At 71.7% G+C, this 22,204-nt stretch carries 19 protein-coding genes, 1 tRNA gene and 1 riboswitch; of the genes, 6 read left to right on the top strand and 14 right to left on the bottom strand.

The annotated features are described in order from the left end of the window. Positions 1 to 144: 144 nt before the first annotated feature. The 6 genes from LNK82_RS10875 to LNK82_RS10850 all read right to left on the bottom strand — a co-directional run bounded on the left by LNK82_RS10875 (position 145) and on the right by LNK82_RS10850 (position 6,401). The gene (locus LNK82_RS10875) at positions 145 to 1,572 is read right to left on the bottom strand and encodes an acyl-CoA carboxylase subunit beta (RefSeq protein ID WP_230566805.1); all 1,428 of its coding nucleotides are present in this window, start codon (positions 1,570 to 1,572) and stop codon (positions 145 to 147) included. 23 nt (positions 1,573 to 1,595) lie between these two features. Beyond that, on the bottom strand, positions 1,596 to 2,831 hold the full coding sequence (locus LNK82_RS10870; protein WP_230566804.1) for a beta-ketoacyl-[acyl-carrier-protein] synthase family protein: 1,236 nt from the start codon (positions 2,829 to 2,831) through the stop codon (positions 1,596 to 1,598). Continuing rightward, the gene (locus LNK82_RS10865) at positions 2,828 to 3,067 is read right to left on the bottom strand and encodes an acyl carrier protein (protein ID WP_053720023.1); all 240 of its coding nucleotides are present in this window, start codon (positions 3,065 to 3,067) and stop codon (positions 2,828 to 2,830) included. The genes LNK82_RS10870 and LNK82_RS10865 overlap by 4 nt, the downstream gene beginning before the upstream one ends. Before the next feature lie 61 nt (positions 3,068 to 3,128). Next, a complete protein-coding gene (locus LNK82_RS10860) occupies positions 3,129 to 4,091 on the bottom strand; it encodes a beta-ketoacyl-ACP synthase III (protein ID WP_230566883.1) in 963 nt (320 codons plus the stop codon). A gap of 11 nt (positions 4,092 to 4,102) precedes the next feature. Next, positions 4,103 to 5,053, bottom strand: a complete 951-nt coding sequence (locus LNK82_RS10855) for an ACP S-malonyltransferase (RefSeq protein ID WP_308257194.1) — start codon at positions 5,051 to 5,053, stop codon at positions 4,103 to 4,105. A 172-nt stretch (positions 5,054 to 5,225) separates the two neighbouring features. Further along, entirely contained in the window at positions 5,226 to 6,401 is a 1,176-nt protein-coding gene (locus LNK82_RS10850) for a PucR family transcriptional regulator (protein ID WP_230566802.1), read from the bottom strand. Positions 6,402 to 6,517: 116 nt separating this feature from the next. Between LNK82_RS10850 and LNK82_RS10845 the strand changes: the two genes are divergently transcribed. Together LNK82_RS10845 and LNK82_RS10840 are read left to right on the top strand one after the other, a co-directional pair. Continuing rightward, on the top strand, positions 6,518 to 8,029 hold the full coding sequence (locus LNK82_RS10845) for an alpha/beta hydrolase (protein WP_230566801.1): 1,512 nt from the start codon (positions 6,518 to 6,520) through the stop codon (positions 8,027 to 8,029). Between the two features lie 254 nt (positions 8,030 to 8,283). Next, positions 8,284 to 9,102 (top strand): mechanosensitive ion channel family protein, encoded by an 819-nt coding sequence (locus LNK82_RS10840; RefSeq protein WP_230566800.1) that lies wholly within the window; start codon positions 8,284 to 8,286, stop codon positions 9,100 to 9,102. A gap of 192 nt (positions 9,103 to 9,294) precedes the next feature. Here the strand turns inward: LNK82_RS10840 and LNK82_RS10835 are convergent, their stop codons facing one another. After that, complete coding sequence (locus LNK82_RS10835) at positions 9,295 to 10,542, bottom strand: phytase (RefSeq protein WP_230566799.1); 1,248 nt, start codon at positions 10,540 to 10,542, stop codon at positions 9,295 to 9,297. Positions 10,543 to 10,685: 143 nt separating this feature from the next. Further along, a riboswitch (FMN riboswitch) is annotated at positions 10,686 to 10,809 on the top strand. 49 nt (positions 10,810 to 10,858) lie between these two features. Here LNK82_RS10835 and pnuC point away from each other — a divergent pair. Beyond that, the gene (pnuC, locus tag LNK82_RS10830) at positions 10,859 to 11,491 is read left to right on the top strand and encodes a nicotinamide riboside transporter PnuC (RefSeq protein WP_230566798.1); all 633 of its coding nucleotides are present in this window, start codon (positions 10,859 to 10,861) and stop codon (positions 11,489 to 11,491) included. A gap of 31 nt (positions 11,492 to 11,522) precedes the next feature. Here pnuC and LNK82_RS10825 read toward each other — a convergent pair whose 3' ends face one another. The 3 genes from LNK82_RS10825 to aceE form a co-directional block, all read right to left on the bottom strand. Then, a complete protein-coding gene (locus tag LNK82_RS10825) occupies positions 11,523 to 12,749 on the bottom strand; it encodes an extracellular solute-binding protein (RefSeq protein WP_230566797.1) in 1,227 nt (408 codons plus the stop codon). A gap of 1 nt (position 12,750) precedes the next feature. Continuing rightward, positions 12,751 to 14,745: a substrate-binding domain-containing protein gene (locus LNK82_RS10820; RefSeq protein ID WP_230566796.1), complete on the bottom strand. Its 1,995-nt coding sequence runs from the start codon at positions 14,743 to 14,745 to the stop codon at positions 12,751 to 12,753. Positions 14,746 to 14,905: 160 nt separating this feature from the next. Then, the gene (gene aceE, locus LNK82_RS10815) at positions 14,906 to 17,656 is read right to left on the bottom strand and encodes a pyruvate dehydrogenase (acetyl-transferring), homodimeric type (protein WP_230566795.1); all 2,751 of its coding nucleotides are present in this window, start codon (positions 17,654 to 17,656) and stop codon (positions 14,906 to 14,908) included. 295 nt (positions 17,657 to 17,951) lie between these two features. On the opposite strand from aceE, the gene LNK82_RS10810 reads away from it, so the two are divergent. The 3 genes from LNK82_RS10810 (at position 17,952) to LNK82_RS10800 (ending at position 19,059) form a co-directional block, all read left to right on the top strand. Beyond that, the gene (locus tag LNK82_RS10810; protein WP_230566794.1) at positions 17,952 to 18,383 is read left to right on the top strand and encodes a DUF3052 domain-containing protein; all 432 of its coding nucleotides are present in this window, start codon (positions 17,952 to 17,954) and stop codon (positions 18,381 to 18,383) included. A gap of 106 nt (positions 18,384 to 18,489) precedes the next feature. Next, positions 18,490 to 18,948, top strand: coding sequence for a peroxiredoxin (locus LNK82_RS10805; RefSeq protein ID WP_230566793.1), 459 nt, complete (start codon positions 18,490 to 18,492; stop codon positions 18,946 to 18,948). A 39-nt stretch (positions 18,949 to 18,987) separates the two neighbouring features. After that, positions 18,988 to 19,059 (top strand) — tRNA-Val (locus LNK82_RS10800). 149 nt (positions 19,060 to 19,208) lie between these two features. Here LNK82_RS10800 and LNK82_RS10795 read toward each other — a convergent pair. The 4 genes from LNK82_RS10795 to LNK82_RS10780 all read right to left on the bottom strand — a co-directional run bounded on the left by LNK82_RS10795 (position 19,209) and on the right by LNK82_RS10780 (position 22,118). Further along, positions 19,209 to 19,373, bottom strand: a complete 165-nt coding sequence (locus LNK82_RS10795) for a hypothetical protein (RefSeq protein WP_230566792.1) — start codon at positions 19,371 to 19,373, stop codon at positions 19,209 to 19,211. Between the two features lie 175 nt (positions 19,374 to 19,548). After that, the gene (locus LNK82_RS10790; RefSeq protein WP_230566791.1) at positions 19,549 to 20,130 is read right to left on the bottom strand and encodes a dihydrofolate reductase family protein; all 582 of its coding nucleotides are present in this window, start codon (positions 20,128 to 20,130) and stop codon (positions 19,549 to 19,551) included. A 66-nt stretch (positions 20,131 to 20,196) separates the two neighbouring features. Continuing rightward, complete coding sequence (locus tag LNK82_RS10785; RefSeq protein WP_230566882.1) at positions 20,197 to 21,018, bottom strand: helix-turn-helix domain-containing protein; 822 nt, start codon at positions 21,016 to 21,018, stop codon at positions 20,197 to 20,199. A 176-nt stretch (positions 21,019 to 21,194) separates the two neighbouring features. Then, a complete protein-coding gene (locus tag LNK82_RS10780) occupies positions 21,195 to 22,118 on the bottom strand; it encodes an alpha/beta hydrolase (RefSeq protein WP_230566790.1) in 924 nt (307 codons plus the stop codon). Between the last annotated feature and the right edge of the window lie 86 nt (positions 22,119 to 22,204).

Genomic DNA, 22,204 nt, shown 5'->3' with positions numbered 1-22,204 from the left:
CGCGCGTGTCGAACGCTCAGGACCCGCGTGTCCTACGTTCAGAACGGGCGTGTCCTACGTTCAGGACCCCCGAGTTCAACGCTCGGAACGCGGCAGTGGGGTCGCCCCCCGACCGCAGCGACCCCACCGAACGCCGGCACCCCCCTACAGCGGGATGTTGCCGTGCGCGCCCCGGCCCGCCGGCGCCGCCGCGAGGGCCTGCGCCAACTTGCGCCGCGTCCTGGTCGGCTCGACGACCTCGTCCACCACGCCGATCGCGATCGCGCGCTCCACGCCGCCCGCGATCCGCTCGTGCTCCTCGACGAGCCGCGCGTGCAACGCCTCGCGCTCCTCGTCCGGCACGGCGGCCAGCTTCTTGCGGTGCAGGATGCCGACCGCGGCCTTGGCGCCCATCACGGCGACCTCGGCGATCGGCCACGCGAACACCGCCGTCGCGCCGAGCGAACGCGAGTTCATCGCGATGTACGCGCCGCCGTACGACTTGCGCGTCACCAACGTCACCCGCGGCACGACCGCCTCACCGAACGCGTGCAGCAGCTTCGCCCCGCGCCGCACCACGCCGTCCCACTCCTGGCCGACGCCCGGCAAGTACCCCGGCACGTCCACCAGCACCAGCAGCGGCACGCCGAACGCGTCGCACATCCGCACGAACCGCGCCGCCTTCTCCGCCGACAGCGAGTCGAGGCAACCGCCCTTGCGGATCGGGTTGTTCGCGATCACGCCGACCGTGCGCCCGCCGAGCCGGCCGAGGCCGACCACGACGTTCGGCGCCCACTTGGCCTGCAACTCCTCGAACGAGCCGTCGTCCAGGATCGCCCGCACCAGCGGCTTGACGTCGTAGGCCCGCTGCGGCTGCTCCGGCAGCAACGCCCGCAGGTCGTCGCCGTCGGGCACCGAGTGCAGGTCGAACACGCCGGGCTGGGCGAACAGCCCGGTGATCCGGCGCGCCCGCTCGTAGGCGTCCGGCTCGTCGTCCGCGATCACGTGCACGACACCGGACTTGCGCCCGTGCGCCTCCGCGCCGCCGAGGCCGTCCATGTCGATCTGCTCGCCGGTCACCGAGCGGACCACGTCCGGCCCGGTCACGAAGACCTTGCCGGCCGGAGCCATGATCACCACGTCGGTCAGCGCCGGGCCGTACGCGCCACCGCCCGCCGCCGGACCGACCACCACGGAGATCTGCGGCACCCGGCCGGACGCCCGGATCATCGCGGCGAACATCTGGCCCATGCCGTCCAACGACTCCACGCCCTCCGGCAACCGCGCGCCGCCGGAGTGCCAGACGCCGATCACCGGTGTGCGCTCGCGCACCGCGACGTCGATCGCCTCGACGATGTGCCGGCACCCCTCGGAACCGAGCGCGCCACCCATCCGCGTGGCGTCGCTGCAGTACGCGACCACCTTCGCGCCGTTGATCCGGCCGCGCACGGCGAACATGCCGCTGCCGTCACGGGGCCGCAGCGGCGCGACGGACCCGGGGTCGAGCAGTTGCGCGAGCCGGACCTCCGGATCGCGCGGATCGGTGTCGCCGTCCGCGACCGGGGTCACCGGCCCGGACGCAAGGGCAGTCATCGCGGAGCTCCTCGTGGGACGGATCAGGCCTGGGTGAAGACGAGCGACACGTTGTGCCCGCCGAACCCGAACGAGTTGTTCACCGCGGCGGTCAGCTCGATCTTGCGCGGCTCGCCGGTCACGACCTCCAGCTGCACCCTCGGGTCCTGGTCGTCCAGGTTCAGCGTCGGCGGCACGATGCCGTCGCGGACCGACAGCAGCGTGGTGATCGCCTCCACCGCGCCCGAGGCGCCGAGCAGGTGGCCGTGGTTGCCCTTGGGCGCGGTCAGCACCGGGTGGTCGCCGATCGCGCGGCGCACGGCCTGCGGCTCGATCACGTCGCCCACCGGGGTGGACGTCGCGTGGCAGTTGACGTGGCCGACGTCGGCCGGCTCGACGCCCGCGGAGCGGAGCGCCTTCGTGATGGCCCGGGACTGGCCGATGCCCTCCGGGTCGGCCGCCGTGATGTGGTAGCCGTCGGAGGTGGTGCCGATGCCCGCGAGCTTGCCGTAGATCCGCGCGCCGCGGGCGCGGGCGAAGTCCTCGCGCTCCAGCACCATGATCCCGGCGCCCTCGCCGAGCACGAACCCGTCCCGGTTGACGTCGAACGGGCGCGACGCGCGTTCCGGGTCGTCGTTGCGGGTGCTCATGGTCCGGGCCTGGATGAAGCCCGCCATGGTGATGGTGGTGATGCACGCTTCCGCGCCACCGGCCACGACCACGTCCGCCTCGCCGGTCTTCAGCATCCGCCACGCCCAGGCCAGCGCCTCGGCGCCGGACGCGCAGGCCGACACCGGCGCGTGCACGCCCGCGCGTGCCTTCAGTGCGAGGCCGACGTGCGCGGCCGGGCCGTTGGGCATGAGCATCGGCACGGTCAGCGGCGAGACCTTGCGCAGGCCGGACGTCTCGATCAGGTCGTCCTGGTCCAGCAGCGTCATCGCGCCGCCGATGCCGGTGCCGATCACGACGCCCAGCCGCTCGAGGTCGACCTCGTCCTCGCCGAGCCCCGAGTCCGCCCACGCCTGGCGGGCGGCGACCACCGCGACCTGCTCGCAGCGGTCGAGCCGGCGCGCCTCGACGCGCGGCAGCACCTCGGTCGGCTCGACCGCGAGCTGCGCGGCGATCCGCACGGGCAGCTCGAACCGCTCCGCGAAGCCGCCGACCAGCGGCTTCACACCGCTGCGGCCGGCCAGGAGCGCATCCCAGGTGGAGGCGACGTCGCCACCGAGCGGGGTGGTGGCACCCAGCCCGGTGACGACGACGTCGTTGCTACTGGTCATGCGTTGCTGGCGATGTAGTTGACCGCATCGCCCACGGTCTTGAGGTTGGCCAGCTCGTCGTCCGGGATCTTCACGCCGAACTTGTCCTCGGCCTGCACGGCGATCTCCACCATGGACAGCGAGTCGATGTCCAGGTCGTCCACAAAGGACTTGTCAGCCGTCACGTCGGCCGCCTCGACACCGGCGACCTCCTCGACGATCTCGGCGAGCCCCTTCTGGATGTCCTCGTTGCTCACTGAAAATCCCTTCCTTCTTGCTTCGCCGGCTGGTTGGTCCCACCGGAGTCTCGGATTGCGGTCACGGCAGCCGGACGACCTGTCCCGCGTAGGACAGGCCGGCCCCGAAGCCGACGAGCAGCGCCACGTCACCGCTGCGCACCTCTCCCGCCGCGCGCATGTGGTCCAGCGCGAGGGGGATCGAAGCGGACGAGGTGTTGCCGGAGTCCACGATGTCACGCGCGATCACGAGGTCTTCACGCGCACCCTTGGCGTGCAACCGCTTCGCGATGGCCTCGATGATGCGCAGGTTCGCCTGGTGCGGCACGAAGACGTCCACGTCGGACACCTGCAGGCCGGCCAGCTCGATCGCCTTGAGCGCGATCGGCGCGATCTGCGTGGTCGCCCAGCGGAAGACCGACTGGCCCTCCTGGAAGATGAACGACGCCCGGTCCTTGATGTGGATCATGTCGACGAGGTCGCCCGCGCTGCCCCACGACACCGGGCCGATGGCCGGTTCGTCGGACGGTCCCACGACCGCCGCGCCCGCGCCGTCGGCGAAGATGATCGCGGTGGACCGGTCGCCGGGGTCGACCCAGTCGGTCAGCTTCTCCGCGCCGATGACCAGCACGTGCTTCGCCGTGCCCGCCCGGACCAGGTCCGAGGCGGTGCCCAGGGCGTAGCAGAAGCCCGCGCACGCGGCGTTCATGTCGAACGCGGGCGCGCCCGTGATCCCGATCCGGTCGGCGACCTGCGCCGCGGCGTTGGGGATCTGGGACGGCATGGTGCAGGTGGCCACGATGACCGCGCCGATGTCCGACGGCGTCAACCCGGCGTCGGCCACGGCCTTGACGCCCGCCTCGACCGCCATGTCGACCAGCAGCTCGTCCGGCTTGGCCACGCGGCGGTTGGCGATGCCGACCCGGTCGCGGATCCACTCGTCGGACGTGTCCATCCGCAGGCTCAGGTCGTGGTTGCTGACGATCGTCTCGGGCTGGTAGCTGCCGAGGCCCAGGATGCGGGTGCCGACCGGGCCGGTCGGCATCGAGAAGGTGGTCACTGCGCCACCTCCGACGGCGTCGCCGTGATCATCTCGACGACCTGGTCGAGCTGGTCGGGGGTCTTGAGGCCCAAGGTGGGTGTGCCCTTCAGTTCGCGCTTGGCCAGGCCGGTCAGCGCGCCCGCGGGCGGCAGTTCGACCACCGCGGTCACGCCGTGCCCGGCCAGGGTTGCCTGGCAGGCGTCCCACCGCACGGGGCGGGTCACCTGGGAGATCAGTCGGTTCAGCACCTCGTCGCCGGCGGACACCACCGCGCCGTCGGCGTTGGACAGCAGCGGCAGCGCGGCGTCCTTCACCACGATCCCGGCGGCACGGGCGCGCAAGGCCTCCTCGGCGGGCGCCATGAAGTGGGTGTGGAACGCGCCCGCGACCTTCAGCGTGCGGACCTTCGCCCGGCCGGGCGGCTCCTCGACGAGCGCCGCCAGGGCGTCCACCGGGCCCGCGGCCACGATCTGGCCCGCGCCGTTGCGGTTCGCGCCGACCAGCCCGAGCTCGTCGAGCCGGGCCAGCACCTCGTCCTCCTCGCCGCCGAGCACCGCGGCCATGCCGGTCGGCGTCAACGCGCAGGCGGCGGCCATCTCGGCGCCGCGCACGGCGGCGAGCGCCACGGCGTCGTCGGTGCTCAGCACGCCCGCGATGGCGGCGGCGGCCAGTTCGCCCACCGAGTGGCCGCCGACGATGGTGTCGGCGGGCAGTTCGACCCGGCGGCGCAGCTCCTCGTAGGCCAGCAGGGCGAGCGCGACCACCAGCGGCTGGGTGACGGCGGTGTCCTTGATCTCGTCCGCGTCCGCCGTGGTGCCCAGCCGGGCCAGGTCGAGACCGGTCGCCTCGGACCACGCGGCCACGCGCTCGGCGGCCCCCTCGACCTCGAGCCAGGGGGTGAGCATGCCGGGTGTCTGGGACCCCTGTCCGGGGGCGAGGAGCGCGATCACCCGCTCACTGAACACGCTCGGGGCGCTTTCCGGTGATGTCGCCACTGACGAAACCAGCGACCGTGGGTTGTAGGGTCTCTACAAATGTGACTCGTAGATGAACGTAGAACGACGTCGCGTGTTGTCGATCCCGGCCCAAACGGACATGCGTCGTCCGTCACACTCGGTCGGGGGTCGTCCGCCCGGGTCACCAGAGGCCGCGGGCACGGGCCAGCCGTCCCACGGCGAGCGCGACCCGCAGCACCAGCGCGTCACGGGGGTCGTTCGCGTTGCGCCCGGTCAACTCGGTGGCCCGCTTGAGCCGGTAGCGCACCGTGTTCGGGTGCACGAACAGCTTCCGCGCGCACGCCTCCAGCACGCCGCCCACCTCGAGGAACGCGTCCACGGTCTCCAGCAGCGAGCCGCTCGCCTCCTCCAGCGGCCTGGCCACCCGGTCGACCAGCTGCCACTCGGCCTCCGGGTCGCCCGCCAGCGCCCGCTCCGGCAGCAGGTCGAGCGACCGCACCGGCCGCGGCGCGGCGGGCCACCCCACGACCGCCCGCAGCCCGGACAACGCGTCGCTCGCGCTCCGGTGGGCGTCGGCCAGGCTCGTCACGGTCGGGCCGGCCACCACCGGGCCCGGCCCGAACGCGTCGGACATCCGCACCAGCGACTCGCTGCGGTCGGTCTCGCCGCCGAGCACCACGACCAGCCGCGAACCCTGCACGCTCAGCAGCACCGGCCGCCCCACCCGGGCCGCCCGGCTGCGCACCTCGAACACCACCGCCGGCGGGTCGTCCGACGGCGGGTTGCCCACCAGCACGGTCGCCTCGGCGGCCGGTTCCCAGCCGAGCGCGGTGGCCCGCGACAGCAACGACTCCTCCGCGTCGCCACGCACGATGCCGTCCACGACCAGCGCCTCCAGCCGGGCGTCCCACGCGCCGCGCGCCTCGGCCGCCGCCGCGTACGACGTGGCCGCGGAGAACGCGATCTCCCGCCCGTACCGCAGCACGCCTTCGGTGAGTAACGCCCGTTCGGCCTCGTTCTCGGCCAGCCGGGGCAGCAGCTCCTCGAACAGCTCCAGCGCGATCCGCACCAGCTCGACGGTCTGCCGCAGGCTCACCCACCGCGAGATGTCCTTGGGCGCGGAGCGGAACGCCTCGGCGGTCAGCCGGATCGCCTGCTGCGGGTCGTGCAGCCAGGACACGAACCCGGCTACCCCGTTCTGGATCAGCAGCAGCACGCCCGCCCGCTGGTCGGCGGGCATCCGCCGGAACCACGGCAGGCGCTCCTCCATCTCGGCCACGCTCGCCGCGGCCAGGTCGCCCGACGCCCGTTGCAGCGTTCGCAAGGTGGCCCGCGACAACGCGGTTGAGCTGGTCATACCCCCCACGATCGCACGGGCGCGCACAACGCCACCAACGAGTGACACGCCCTGACGCTCCGCGCCGATCCCCTTACCGTCGGTGGCGTTCTGACCGGCTCGCCAGGGAGGGTCTTGTGCGCAGGTACATGTCAGTCGGCTTGGTGGTCGCCGCCGCGCTGGCGACGGCGGTCGTGCCGTCGTTCGGAACCGGGCGCAGCGATCCGCTGGCCGAGTTCCACTCGCAGCAGCTCACCTGGTCGCCGTGCAAACAGCTGCTGGAGTGCGCCGAACTGGTGCTGCCGCTGGACTACACCCGGCCGGACGCCGAGCGGATATCGCTGGTCATCAGCCGCAAGAAGGCCTCGGAGCCGGATCGGCGGCGCGGCGTCCTCGTGCTCAACCCGGGTGGTCCGGGCGGCTCGGGCCTCGGCATGCCGTCGTTCCTGGCCGGCAGCCAGCTGGCGAAGGTGTACGACCTGATCGGGTTCGACCCGCGCGGCGTCGGCGGGTCGACCGCGCTGAACTGCCGCACGGTCCCGGAACTGGCCACCGTCGACACCCGACCGGCTGATTCCGAGTTCCCGAAGTGGGCCGCCGAGGCGCAGGCCGCCGAGGACGCCTGCCACCGCGCCGCCGGCGGCATCCGACCGTTCGTCAACACCGCGAACACCGCGCGCGACCTCGACGTGGTGCGGGCCGTGCTGGGCGAGGAGAAGCTCAACTACCTGGGCTACTCCTACGGCACCTACCTGGGCGCCGTGTACGGCACCCTGTTCCCGACGCGCCTGGACCGCAGCGTGCTCGACTCGGCCGTGCACCCGGAGTGGGTCTGGCGCGAGCAGTTCCGGGCGCAGGCGGTGGCGTACCGGCGCAACGTCGAGGCGTGGTCGGCCTGGGCCGCCGAGCACCACGACCGGTTCGCCCTCGGCGCGACCGCCGAAGAGGTGGTGGGCACCGTCGAGGCGGTCGCGACGACCCTCGCGCAGGCCCCGGTCGGCGAGCAGGACCGCACCCGCTTCGACGCCGCCGTCGGCGTCGGCGCGCGGTACCGTCCACTGTGGTCCGAGCTCGCGGTGCTGGTGGCCGGGCTGAAGGCGGGCGCGCCGTCCGAGTCCGGCGCGCTGATGGCGGGCGAGGCGCGTGAGGAGCTGGTCTCCGGCGTGTTCCACACGGTGACGTGCGAGGTCGACTGGCCGACCGACCTGGAGACCTACTACGAGGACATGAGGGTCTTCCGCGACCGCTACCCGTACGGCTTCGGCGTCCTGCGCGCGGCGCCGACGACGTGCGCGTTCCGCAGCTTCACGCCGCCGGAGCCCCCCGTGACGCTCAAGCGGCACGGCTACCCCGTCGGCGTGATCGTGCAGGCGGAGGGCGACACCCAGACCCAGTACGAGAGCGGACCGGCCATGGCCGAACGGCTCGGGCACAACCTGGTCACCGTGCGGGACGAGGGCAAGCACGGCCTCTACGGCAGCGGCAACGCGTGCGTGGACCGGGCCGTCAACCGCTACTTCATCGACGGCGTGCTGCCGCCGAGCAGCTCCAACTGCCCCGGTGACCCGAGGCCCGACGTGAACCAGGCGACCTCGGTGGAGCACGTGCAGACCTACCTGGCCGGCCGGGGCCTGTCCGCCCAGTTCTGACACCGCGGTCGGCCACCGACCCGAATGGACCGACCCGAATGGACCGACCCGAATGGACCGACGCGAAAACGCCCGGCGCGAGAACTTCCGCGCCGGGCGTTTCCCTCTCCCCGGTCCCCACCGGTGATTCCACTCTGGACTGCCGGCGCGAGAACCGCCACGTCAGTCACCCTTTCGTGCCACCACTTCAGGTTGCCGGGTGATGCGCGCTGAGAAACGATCTCGACCACAAGCGAAAGCGAAGGAGGGTCGTCGTGGGTACCCAGATCACCGAAGGACTCGGGCAGGCGTGGACGATGGTGGCCACGTTCGTGCCGAAACTCCTCGGCTTCCTGGTCGTGCTGCTCATCGGTTGGCTGATCGCCAAGGCGCTGGCGAAGGCGGTCGGTTTCCTGCTCAAGCGGGTCGGCTTCGACCGGCTCGTGGAGCGCTCCGGCCTCGGCGGCGCGATGGCGAAGTCCCCGATCGACGCCTCCAACCTGATCGTCAAGCTGGTCTACTACTTCGTGCTGCTGATCGCCCTGCAGCTCGCGTTCGGCGTGTTCGGCACCGGCAACGCGGTGAGCGCCCTGCTCAACGACGTCATCGCGTACCTGCCGCGCATCGTGGTGGCCATCGTCCTGGTCCTCGTCGCCGCCGCGATCGGCAAGGCGCTGAAGGGCCTGGTGACCGGCGCGCTGGGCGGCCGCCCGTACGCCCGGATCCTGGGCAACATCACCTACGGCTTCATCGTCGCGCTAGGTGTCATCGCCGCTCTCAACCAGCTCGGCATCGCCGTCGCTGTCACCATGCCGGTCCTGATCACGGTCCTGGCCACCATCGGCGGCGTCATCGTGATCGGCGTGGGCGGCGGCCTGATCCGCCCGATGCAGCAGCGCTGGGAGGGCTGGCTCAACCGCATCCAGGAGGAGTCGGCGCACATCACCCCCGCGCCGCGCCGCTCGGACGACTCGGCGACGACTCGCGCCCAGGAACCGGTAACCGCCGCCGCCCGCTCGGCCAGGCAGACCCCGGTGGACCCGCCGACCCCGCCCGCCGGAATGCAGATGCCACCGCGCCCCGAAGGTCTCTAACACTCCACAGCACTCCACGCCCCCGACGCCGCTCACTCCACCGCACCACAACGGACCCGAAACCGACCCACCGAGGCCCGATTTGACATGGCTTCGACCTGCTTGGGGTGCCCGTAAGGGCCCCATGTCAAATCGAGCCGACCCCAACCACCAAGCAGCCCCCCAAACCCACCCAGACCCGACCTTCGCCGATCAATCCAATTCGTCCAACACATCCTCCCAGCTCACATACGCGAACCCGGTCGTCGGCAAATCACCCACGACCGGCGTGCGCTCACCGTCGTGCACCACGAGCAGCCCCTCCGGATATGCCGGCCCGAGATCAGCCGTCACCAGATGAGCCCCATCGGAGTGCTCGACCGAGTCGTTCCCACGACCCGCCCCGACCACGAACTCGCCGACATACGAGTTCCGACCAGACCGCTCGTACGCCACGAACCGCGAGTCCCCCTGACTGGACGCGATCAAATAGTCGTCGCCCACGGTCAGCCCCTCGGCGTCAGCGGTCAGGTGACGGCCACCAAAGCCGGGGTCGGCTCCCGACACCGAGCACTCCTCCGTCTCCGGGTCGTAGCTCTGCGGTACCCCGAACGAGCGAACCTTGTCGATCAACGCGGGCCTGCCGAACCCGGTCGCCCGCAGCGGCACGCGCCAGATGCCGACGTCCTCCTGCGCCGCGTACAGCACGCCGTGCTCGGAGTCGACCACCATGCCCTCCAACTGGGGCCCTTCACCCGGCTCGCCGCACGGCGTCCAGGTCGTGCCGTCGGGCAGCGGGAACGACGACGGCAGGTCGAGCGTCGACACCACCGCCGTGCCGACCGACCCGCCCGGACCCGCCGTCACGCGCAGCAACGCGACCCTGGTCTCGCTGCGCCGGTTCGTCACGACCACCGGCGTGCGGCCGACGAACCCGGCCGCCAACCCGTACGCGGTGTGCTGGTCGTCCACCTCCTCCTCCGACGAGGAGAACACCGGCCGCGCGCCCGGGTCGGTCACGTCCCGCACCACCGCGGCACCGGCCGCCGCGCCGCGACCGTCGATCTCGTAGACCCGGATCCGGTCACGGCCGCGGTCGCTGACGAACGCCAGGTCACGGGAACGCCCGCCGACCGGCACCCGACCGAGCACGTCGACGTTGTTGAACCGGCCGGGCTTGGCCTCCGGCGTCGGCGGCAACGGCGCCGGGTAGGTGCCCAGGGTCCGACCGGCCAGGTCGAACGCGGCCAGCCCACCCTCCTTCAACGTGCCCAGCACGACGCTCTGCCGCGCCGAGCGCGGGTGCACCCAGATCGCCGGGTCGTCGGCGTCGGCGTTGGCCGGGAGCCCGGACGCGTCGTCGACGAACGCGCGGGTCTGCGCGACCGGAACGACCACGTCCGGCCCGGGTGAGGAGGCGATGAGCAGCGGCACCACCGCGGCCATGAGCAAGATTCGCATTCGGCGGAAGCTACCGGCCGCCGGTGTACCGGCGTGGAAGTCGAGATGACCAGGAGTGGATGCGTTCTCGGATCGTGCGCACTGTGCCGTCGATCACCCCAGGAACAGTTCCGGGCGGGATGATGTTCCGACGCAATGAGAGACACGCGCTCCGGGGCTCGGTGGAAATCCGAACCGGCGGTGACAGCCCGCGAGCCGCCCACCAGGGCGGTTGACCCGGTGGAATTCCGGGGCCGACGGTGAAAGTCCGGATGGGAGGCGCGCGTGCCGTTGGCCTGCCATGCCCCGGGGACGCCTGTCGGGGATGGAGGACGCGGTGCACGTCTTGATGGAGCAGGGCTTCACGGTGTTCGGGCAGAAGGTGTTTTGGGCCGAGTTCATCGGCCAGGTCTTCGCACTGGTGGTGGTCTACCTGGCGCAGAAGCGCTCGCTCTGGACGTGGCCCGTGCAGCTGGTCTCGGTCGCGCTGCTGTTCGTGGTGTACGTGTCCGCGCAGCTCGGCGGCACGGCCGCGCGCCAGGTGGTGATCGCGCTGATCACGCTCTACGGCTGGTGGGCGTGGACGCGTCGGCGTGACCCGGTGTTCGGCGTGGTGGTCCGCAAGGGCACCGCGAAGGAGCGCCTCGCCGTGGCGGCGGCCTTCGTCCTCGGCACGGTCGGGTTCGCGTTGCTGCTGGACGCGCTGGACGCCTCGTGGGCGCCGTGGCCGGACGCCGCGATCTTCGTCGGGACCGTGCTCGCCTTCACCCTCCAAGGGCTCGGCCTGGTCGAGTTCTGGCTGGTGTGGCTGGTGGTGGACGCGATCGGCGTGCCGTTGCAGATCCAGTCCGGGCTGTGGTTCAGCGCGGTGGTCTACACGATCTTCGCCGTCCTGGTGATCCGCGGCTGGATCGACTGGAACCGCGCCGCGAAGCAGACCACCAAGCGCGTCGAGGCGGCCACCGCGTAACGACCCGGCGCAGCCACCTCCTGACGACCGCCTAACGACCCTCGGCTGCCCTCTGGAGGTCGTCCGCGAGTTGGTCCAGCGACTGGCCGACGGAGCCCGGGTTGTCCAGCACGTGGTGCAGGCTCTCCTGCATCACGCCGGTCAGCTCGTCGTAGTGCGGCGACGGGCGCCGGATCCGGGCGGCGAGCAGGCTGTCCCGCAGCTCGCGCGGCACCAGGCCCGGCTCGTCGTACAGCGCCCGGGAGGTGGGCGCCCACCCGGCGAGCTCGGCCATGCGCCGCTGGTTGTCGTCGCGGGTGATGAACTTGATGAACTCGCGCGCGGTCTTCTGGTTCGCCGAGCACCGCGACACGGCCAGGTTCCACCCGCCCAGCGCGCTGGGCCACGGCAGCGCGACCATGCCCCACTTGCCGGCCACCTCCGACCCGTCGCCGTTGAGCACCGGCCCGGCGAACGGCCAGTTGCGCATGAACAGCGCCCGACCGGACCCGAACGCCTCCAGCGAGCCGAGCTCGTCGTGGTCGCGGGCCTCGTCCGGGATCCAGCCCTGCGCGAAGCCGTCGGCGACGGCGCGCACGCCCGCCTTCGTCTCGGCGGCGCCCAGGCTCTCCAGGTCGCCGCCGTGCGCCCAGACCGCCTCGGCCATGTTCACGACCAGGCCCTCGTAGCGCCGGAACTGGCCGACGAAGCCGTGCAGGCCGTGGCGCGGCGCGATCTCGCTCGCCTGCCGCCGCAGCTCCTCCCAGGAGGTCGGCGGCTCCACCCGTTCCTGCTCGAGCACGTCCTTGCGGTAGTAGAGCAGCCCGGCGTCGGCGCGCCACGGGATCGCCCACAGCTTGCCCCCGTCCGGCGACCTCGCCGCGTTCGCCGCCTCCGGCAGCATCCGGTCCACGCGGAACTCGCCCGGGTCCAGCGGCTCCAGGTGCCCCGCCGCGGCGAACGGCACCGTCCACACCATGTCCACGGCCATCACGTCGTAGCACTCCGGGCTGTCGCGCACGCCCTCCAGGTCCTGCGCCCGCGCGGTCAGCTGGGCCCGGTGGGCGTCGGTCGAGGTCGGCATCTCGACGAACTTCACCTGCTCGCGCCTGCTGGCCTGCTCGTTCCAGCGGTCGACCAGCTCGTGCACCTGCCCGTTCGCGGTGGTGTCGCGGCCGTCGACGAAGGTGATCGGCCCGACGCCGTCCCTCTCGTCGTCCCGGACCGGAGCCGTGCAGGCGGCCAGGAGCGCCACCAGCGGCAGCAGGACACGGATCACGTCACCCTCCCCACGCGGCGCGCGCCACGGCGTCCAGAGCGTCTTCCTGGCGCTGAGTCGCCCCGGAGCCGTTCCGGTCGACGATCTCCTGGCACTTTCCCCCGTGGGCCGTCGCGGCCTCGTAGAGAGGCGCTGAGACCGCGCACGCGCCCTCCGCGAACCCGACGGCCACCACCCGGACGGGACCGCGGACGGTCTTGGGGATCGACGGGACCGCCGTCGCCGACACCAGCACCACGACGTGCGCGTGCTGCTCGGCGCCCGCGTCGAACACGCCTTCGGTCAACGGCAGGGGCACGACCCGGTCACGCGGGCCGGCCAGCGCCGCCACGCGGGACGCGAACAGGTCCGCCGCCGCCGAGCCGTCGCCCGCCACCCCGATCACCCGCGGCCTGCTCGCGGCCTGCCACGCCTCCCGCACCGCGCTCGGGTGCGGTTGGGGTGCCAGCGCCTGCGGCCGGTCGGGCCGCACGCCCGAACCCGGCCGCGCGATCACGTTCCAGTCCAGGTCGCGGAAACCCGCGCGCTTGAACTGGTCCTGGGCGGAGGGCGATCGCAGGTGCTCCAGCAGCCGGTGCACGATCCGCTGCCGCCGCGGGTTCGGCCGCTGCGGCCGTGCGACCTCCACGAACGGGTGGTCCAGCACCAGCGCGCCGTCGCGGGGGTAGAGCACCCGGCAGCCGTCGGTGTCCGCCACCGCCTGCTCCGACCCGACCAGCGCCACGTCGCCGACGCACGGCGTGCCGGTGCTCGTCCGCCGGGTGATGTCGTGCAGCACCCGCGCCGCGCGGGGCGAGTCCAGGTCCGGGCCGAGCTCCGCCTGCGCCAGCGCGGTGGCGGCCAGCAGGCCCACGCCCGAGGACGTGTCCACCGCCGCGGGCCGCGTCACGTGCCGCCACTCGAACCCGTCGTCCGGCGCGATCCGCGCGGCCAGGTCCTCCGACGCGCCCAGCACCACCGGCGACAGCGCCACCCCCGCCCGGACGTGCAGCTCCACGTCCGGGCGCCGGCTCAGGGCTTCCTCGATGGCCCGCACCTCGGCGGTGCTGTCCGGCAGCCACACGTGCGGCTCGGGGCCCTCCTTCGTCAGGTCGCCCGGCTGCCAGCCGCGACCCAGCGCCTCGGCCGCGCCCTGGTCGGACGACTTGCCCGTGAACACGAGCACGTTGAACTCCTTGCAGCCCGCGGAGTCGTTCTCCAGCTCCAGCGCGAGCGAGCGGACCACCGCCTCCTTCTCGGCCGACACCAGCACGTTCAACTGGACCGGGGGAGGGCAGGGCGGCACGACGGGCGGTCGCGCGCCGAAGGCGTCCACCGCGCCCGCCCCGACCAGCAGCACGGTCAGCCCGAGACGCGCCCACGGCGGCTTGCGGCGCGGGCGTGGCGCCCTCTCCGGCTTCGGGGCCCGCGCCGGCCCGGAACGGTCCGGCACGTGCAGCCACGCGCGCCCGTGGACCTCCTTGACGTCCACGCTCACGCGTCGGAACGACTCGGGGTCCAGCGCCGGGTCGGGCCGCACCACGTCGTCGTAGAACCGGTCGGAGACGATCAGCGCGAACACCGCCGTCGAGCGGTCCAGCGCCTCACGCAGCGGCTTGGAGTCGAGCAGCCGGAACGCCAGCGTCACCTCGTCGCCGACCACGCCGTGCTCGTCGTGCTGCACCTCGCCCGCCGTGATCGCCATCCGCAGCCGGATGCGGGCGTCCTCGTTGCGGGTCGCGTTGTACCGGCGCAGCTCGCCGAGCAACGCGTGCGGCACGCCGTCGACCACCCGGCTCTTGGGCACGTCGGGCGGCACGAGCACGAACACGCCGTCGCCGCGGTCCTCGTGGTGCGTCGCCGACCAGTCCAACCCGTTGTCGTCGAACGCCGCCTCCAGCGCCGCGTACAGGCCGCGCCTGATCTCCTCCTGCGGCACGCGCAACCGCCGGCTGAACGCGGACACGTCGACGACCACGACCGTGCGGTGCAACGCGTGCTGCGGCTGCGTCCCCACCCCGACCCCTCGTTGGAACGCCGGTTTGTGGGGCAAGTCTATGGGGCGGATCACATCCCGCAGCGGCAAAGCGGATTCTTCCGCTGGTCGGCCGCAGTACTGCGGAAACGCCTCGGGGGCGGCACCCGCGTCACCGCGCGTGCCGCCCCCGGGGTGACGATCAGGCCAGACCGGCGTCCGAGGTGGACGGGCCCGCCGCGCTCACGTCGTCGATCTTGTACTTCCGGGCCGCCTGCACGACCAGCGACTGCTGGATCTCGCCGCGCTTGGCCAGCGCCGCGAGCGTGGCCACCACGATCGACTCGGTGTCGACCAGGAAGTGTCGCCGCGCCGCCGGCCGGGTGTCGGAGAAGCCGAACCCGTCGGTGCCCAGCGTGGTCATGTCGGTCGGCACGTACGGCCGGATCAGGTCCGGCACCGCGCTCATCCAGTCCGACACCGCCACCACGGGACCCGCCACGTCCGCCAGCGCCTGCGTGACGTACGGCACGCGGGGCTCCTGGTCGGGGTGCAGCAGGTTGTGCCGGTCGACCTCGACCGCTTCACGCCGCAGCTCCGAGTACGACGTCGCCGACCACACGTCGGCCTGCACGCCCCACTCCTCGGCCAGCACCTGCTGCGCCTTGACCGCCCACGGCATCGCCACGCCCGAGGCCAGCAGCTGGGCCCGCGGACCGGACTGCGCCGGCGCCACCTGGTACCGGTACAGGCCCTTGAGCAGGCCGTCCACGTCCAGGCCCTCGGGCTCGGCCGGCTGCTGGTACGGCTCGTTGTAGACGGTCATGTAGTAGAAGATGTTCTCGGCGTTCTCGCCGTACATCCGCCGCAGGCCGTCCTTGACGATGTGCGCCACCTCGAACGACCACGCCGGGTCGTACGCCACCACGGCCGGGTTGGTGTGCGCCAGCAGCAGCGAGTGCCCGTCGGCGTGCTGGAGCCCCTCGCCGGTCAGCGTCGTGCGACCGGCCGTGGCGCCGAGCACGAAACCGCGCGCCATCTGGTCCGCCGCCGCCCACAGGCCGTCACCGGTCCGCTGGAACCCGAACATCGAGTAGAAGATGTAGATCGGGATCATCGGCTCGCCGTGCGTGGCGTAGGACGTGCCCGCCGCGGTGAACGACGAGGTCGAACCGGCCTCGTTGATGCCCTCGTGCAGGATCTGGCCCTGCTCGCTCTCCTTGTACGCCAGCATCAGCTGGGCGTCCACGGAGGTGTACATCTGCCCGTTCGGGTTGTAGATCTTCTGCGCCGGGAACATCGAGTCCATGCCGAACGTGCGCGCCTCGTCCGGGATGATCGGCACGATCCGGCCGCCGATCTCCGGGTCCTTGGCCAGGTCGCGGACCAGCCGGACGAACGCCATCGTGGTGGCGACCTCCTGCTTGCCCGAGCCCCGCTTGATCACGTCGTAGACCTTGTCGCCGGGCAGCACCAGCGCCTTGGACTTGGTCCGCCGCTCCGGCACGAACCCGCCGAGCTGCTTGCGCCGCTCCAGCAGGTACTGGATCTCCGGGGAGTCCTTGCCGGGGTGGTAGTACGGCGGCAGGTACGGGTCCAGGTCCTTGTCCTCGATCGGGATGCGCAGGCTGTCCCGGAAGAGCTTCAGGTCCTCGTGGGTCATCTTCTTCATCTGGTGCGTGGCGTTGCGCGCCGCGAAGTGCGGGCCCAGGCCGTAGCCCTTGATGGTCTTGGCGAGGATGACCGTCGGCTGGCCGTGGTGCTCCACCGCCGCCTTGTACGCCGCGTAGACCTTGCGGTAGTCGTGCCCGCCGCGCTTGAGGTTCCACACCTCGTCGTCGGACATCGGCGCGACCAGCTCCTTCGTGCGCGGATCGCGCCCGAAGAAGTGCTCCTTGACGTAGGCGCCGTCGTTGGCCTTGTACGTCTGGTAGTCGCCGTCCGGCGTCGTGTTCATCAGGTTGACCAGCGCGCCGTCGCGGTCGGCGTGCAGCAGCGAGTCCCACTCGCGGCCCCAGATGACCTTGATGACGTTCCAGCCCGCGCCGCGGAAGAACGCCTCCAGCTCCTGGATGATCTTGCCGTTGCCGCGGACCGGGCCGTCGAGGCGCTGCAGGTTGCAGTTCACCACGAAGGTCAGGTTGTCCAGCTGCTCGTTCGCCGCGACCTGGAGCAGGCCGCGCGACTCCGGCTCGTCCATCTCGCCGTCGCCGAGGAACGCCCAGACGTGCTGGTCGGACGTGTCCTTGATACCGCGGTCGCGCAGGTAGCGGTTGAACCGCGCCTGGTAGATCGCGTTCATCGGGCCGAGGCCCATGGACACAGTGGGGAACTCCCAGAAGTCCGGCATCAGCCGCGGGTGCGGGTACGACGGCAGGCCGCCGCCCGGTCCCGCGTGCGAGAACTCCTGGCGGAAGCCGTCGAGCTGCTCGGCGGACAGCCGGCCTTCGAGGAACGCTCGGGCGTACACGCCGGGAGAGGCGTGGCCCTGCACGAACACGTGGTCACCGCCGCCGGGGTGGTCCTTGCCCCGGAAGAAGTGGTTGAAGCCGACTTCGTAGAGGCTCGCCGACGACGCGTAGGTCGAGATGTGACCGCCGACGCCGACGCCGGGCCGCTGCGCGCGGTGCACGGTCATCGCCGCGTTCCACCGGATCCAGGCCCGGTAGCGGCGCTCCACCTCCTCGTCGCCCGGGAACCACGGCTCGCGCTCGGTGGGGATGGTGTTCACGTAATCCGTGCTGGTCAGCGACGGGACGCCGACGTGGCTCTCCCTGGCCCGCTCGAGCAGCCGCAGCATCAGGTAGCGGGCGCGCTGCTGCCCGCCGCCCTTGAGCGCGGCGTCGAACGACTCCAGCCACTCCGCGGTCTCCTCCGGGTCGATGTCGGGGAGGTGGGCGGCCAGACCGTCACGGATGACGCGTACCCGCTCGGGGGGGTTCTGCGGGGCCAAGGGATCTCCTCGTTCCGGTGTCTTCTCAACTCCATCGTCGCCCGACAGTCACGGTCCCGTCACCTCTACCGGTGAGTAACTCTGGATCGTTTCTCTCGCGCGCGCGAATAGGAGGTGTGCAGAGCGTGCCTCATGCCGTTCCGGCACCTCACTCGGGGGTACCCGATGCGGCGTGTCTTGGCCGTTACGGTTGCGCGTGGTGGGGCTGACAGTGTTCGCTAGCCGCGACTGGTAGTGACATCGCGCGGCAGTCGTACCCGACTGCCGCTCTTGTGTACTTGGAGGAGTGGAAGCCGTGGTCGCCGCGGAAGACGCCGGCAAGATCGGTGTCGCCGACAGGCTCGGGATCGAACCGGGCAGCGTGGTCCAGGAGATCGGCTGGGACGAGGACGTCGACGACGACCTCCGTGCCGCGATCGAGGAGCGGGTGGGCGGTGATCTGCTCGATGAGGACTCCGACGAGGTCATGGACGTGGTCCTGCTGTGGTGGCGCGAGGAGGACGGCGACCTCGCCGACGCCTTGATCAACGCCACCACCGCCCTGTCCGACGACGGCGTGATCTGGGTGTTGACGCCCAAGACAGGTCGTGCCGGTCACGTCGAGCCGAGTGACATCGCCGAGGCCGTGTCCACCGCGGGGCTCGCCCAGACCTCCAACATCCCGGCGAGCGGTGACTGGTCCGCGATCAGGCTCGTCGCGCCGAAGTCGGCCAAGACGAAGCGCTGACCGCGACCGGGCACGCCGACCGCCGGTCATGCCCTAGGCTCGACGGCGGGCTCCCCGATCGGGTGGAGCCCGTTCTTCGGGTTGCCCGGTTTCCGTGGAGGGTTGCATGGTCGAGGTCGGCGCGCAGGCACCTGACTTCACGCTCAACGACTACAACAAGCAGCCCGTGACGCTGTCCTCGTTCCGAGGCGAGCGCAACGTGCTGCTGGTGTTCTACCCGTTCGCGTTCAGCGGAATCTGCACCGGCGAGCTGTGCCAGGTGCGCGACGAGCTGGCCGCGTACGAGGACGAGAACGTGCAGGTCATCGGTGTGTCGGTGGACACGCCGTTCAGCTTGAAGGCGTGGGCGGCCCAAGAGGGCTACCAGTTCCCGCTGCTGTCGGACTTCTGGCCGCACGGGCAGGTGGCCCAGGCCTACGGCGTGTTCAACGAGCAGGCGGGCCTGGCGAACCGCGGCACGTTCCTCATCGACACCGCCGGCGTGGTCCGCTACGCCGAGGTGAACGCCCCCGGTGAGGCGCGCGACCAGGAGGCGTGGAAGAAGGCCGTGGCAGCCTTGTCCTGATACCGTCCGGCGCCGGCCGCGAGCCGGCCGGCGCTTCGGGGGCGCGTAGCTCAGCGGAAGAGCACTCGGTTTACACCCGAGCGGTCGCAGGTTCGAATCCTGCCGCGCCCACTGTGCCCCCTGGGGGTGCGATCCCCGGACCCCGCCCGGTGGGCCCCGCCCCCGGACCCCGCCGGGGCTCCTCGCCCCTGGTCCCCATGCCGGCGGGCTTCGCTTCAGCGACGGCGCGCCTTCGCTTCGCCCTGAGAGCCGCGCTGTGGTCAGGTCGCGTGCTTCGGCCCTCCGTCCAGCCGGACCACGTGCACCCGTCGTGCTCCGGCCGACTTCGAGCTGATCCCGGCGTGGACGAGGTCGGCCAGATCGTCGCCGACCATCAGCGCGTTGCCCGTCTCCTCCGGTGAGATCAGCGGCCTCGGATCGAGCACTCTCGCGTGATCGCTCAGCACTACCTAGGGCATCGACGGCCGAACGCGGAAGTAGGCGAGTGGCATTTTCGGGAAGACCGGCGTCGGCTTGGCGGCGGACCAGGAGTCGTCCGCCAGTGCCATCACCGCAAATAGGCCAACTGGCCAGATGGCAAGATCGCGACGGCGGCGACCGTCAACGGCGCACCCGATAGCGAACGTGAAGCACCCGGTTGCCCTGGATCACCACGTCAGGGTCTTCCAGCAGGTGCTGCGCGTCGACCGAGCCGAAGTAGCGCTTGCCGGATCCGAGCACGACGGGCGCGACGTCCATGCGCACCTCGTCGACCAGGCCCGCGGCAAGCGCCTGGCCACCGACGTCACCGGCGGCGATCTCGACGATGCGGTCGCCCGCGAGTTCCTGCGCCTTGGCCACGGCTGCCTCGACGCCGTCGACGAAGTGGAACGGCGCCTCGGGGTCCCAGCCCTCGGGCGGCGGCCGGTGCGTCACGACGACCACGTGGTCGATCCCGGCCGGGGGCTTCCCGTCCCAGCCGTCGGTCAGGTCGAAGACGTGGCGGCCGGCGATCGTCGTCCCGATCCGGTCCCAGTACGGCCGGGTGTAGTCGTAGGACGCCTGCGACACCTTCAAGAAGCCACTTTCGTCCAACGGGACGTCACCGTTGGTCAACCAGTCGAACAGCGGTCCGGGCTGGTCGTTCTCGTCCGAGATGAAACCGTCGACCGACACCGAGGCATACATCACTACCTTGCCCAATGGAGAGCTCCTCTGTTCGGGGTGCGGCCACGTTAACGTTCGGTGAGCTGTCGGTCTTGTAGGAAATCAATCGACCGGCAGCGGCCAGCCGTCCAGCGCGTGGCCGGGGTGTTCGCGCAGGAACCGCCGCCGTACTTCGACGTACCGGGTCGGCGTGAGCCCGGTGAACGCCCGGAACTCGTGGCCGAAGTGGGCCTGGTCGAAGTAGCCCGCGCCACCGGCGAGGTCGCCCCAGTCGATCGGTCCGGCGGGGTCGATCGCGAACACGGTGGCGGCGAAGCGGTAGGTGCGGGCCAGCCGCTTCGGCGTGACGCCGATGAGCTCCTTGAACCGCTGTGCCAGATGAGTGCCGCTGACACCGGCTGCCACGCTCAGGTCGCCGATCGCCACCGCCCCGCCGGCCGCCGCGATGACGCTGCTCGTGTGGCGGACCAGCCCCAGGCCGGTGGTCTCGCACAGCCGTCGCACCAGCTCTTCCTCGAGCAGCGTCAGCATCTCGTGCGGTCCGTCCGCCGCGGCCAGCCGGTCTCGCAGCTCGGCAACGGCGGGCCGGCCCCAGACCTGCTCCACCGTCACCGGCCGGTCGCGCAGCTCGGCCGCGGGCATCGGCAGGAACGGCGCCAGCCCCCACGGCTTGAGGTGCACGCCGACGGATCGGGTCGGGAGTGGGTAGCTGAACTCCACCGCGCGGGTGGGCGTGGTGACCACGCAGCCGTCGGCGTACTCCGTCGTCTCGATGTCGGTGCCGGCGCGGATGCGGAACGGCGCCCCGAGGTTGACGATGAGCAACGCCGCGGGCATCGGCGGCAACGTCAGCCGGGCGTACGGCGGCGTGCCCTCCAGGTAGTAGAGGTCGTCGATCAGCCCGTCCAGCGGCGGTCGCGGCACTCTGGACACGTACTCCACGCCCACAGCATCGCCGACGCCCGCCGGCATCGCGTGCCGGGATGGTCCGCCGAGCTGCCGCCGGCGCCGGTCACCGAGCGGCTCGAGGACGCGCCCGGCATCGGCCGTGTCGACTCCCACCTGACCACGAAGACCGGCAAGCGCGAGCCGTGACGCGGTCAGGCGTCGGTGAGGTGGGCGGTGTAGAAGTCGGCCAGCTTGTCGACGGCCGGGTCGATGTGCTGCTTCTGGTCGTACAGGTCGACGTGGCTCGCGCCCTCGATCCAGTAGAGCTCCTTGGGGCCCGTCGCACGCTGGTGGACCTCGACGGCCATCCAGGACGTGACGGCCCGGGTACCGACGATCTGGAGCAGTGGCCGAGGCGCGATGAGGGGCACGGCGTGGAAGGCGTCGAAGAAGGCGAGCTTGTCGACGCTGGGCCAGGTGAGGAACTTCGCGGAGCGCTCGTGCTCGCCGCGAGAGGTGCAGTAGTACTCGAAGCCCTCGATGCCGTGCTCGCCGCCGAGCGCGCCCGACTGTTCGGCGGTCTGCGGGAACATGGTCATCACGCCCGGGTCGTCGCCGCGCGCGGCAGTGGTCCGGGCTTGGGCGGCGGCCGAGAGCAGGCTCTGGAACACGGCCGGGTCCTGGGTGCCGTCGGCGCCGAGGCGGAACTGGCGTGCGACGTCGACGCCGCAGACGGTGGCGACGGCCTTGACGCGGTGGTCGCCCCCGGCGGCGGAGAGGGAGTAGCCGCCGGAGGCGCAGATGCCCAGCAGGCCGATGCGGTCGGCGTCGACGTCGGCGCGGGTGGTGAGGTAGGAGACGGCGGCCTTGAAGTCCTCCACGCGCTGGGCCGGGTCCTCCAGGCCGCGGGGCAGGCCACCGGACTCGCCCTGGTGGGCGGCGTCGAAGGCGAGCGTGACGAAACCGCGCTCCGCCATCAGCCTCGCGTACGTGCCGGAGGCCTGCTCCTTCACGCCGGTGCCGGGGTGGCCGACCACGAGCGCCGGCCGCGGGCCCGACGCCGGCGTGTCGGGGGTGTAGAGGTGACCGGCGAGCGGGATGCCGGCGCTGTCGAAGCTGACGGTGGTCCTGGCCATGGGTGAACTCTCCTGCGACGTGGCGGGGAATCGGAGCCCTGTCGGGCGCACGACCCACGTTGCCCCAGCTCACGCGATCGCGGGAG

It is taken from the genome of Saccharothrix luteola (genome assembly GCF_020859565.1).
Taxonomy (GTDB): domain Bacteria; phylum Actinomycetota; class Actinomycetes; order Mycobacteriales; family Pseudonocardiaceae; genus Actinosynnema; species Actinosynnema luteola.
The sequence above is the reverse complement of the archived record's forward strand: the minus strand, read 5'-3'. Positions and strand labels throughout refer to the sequence as shown.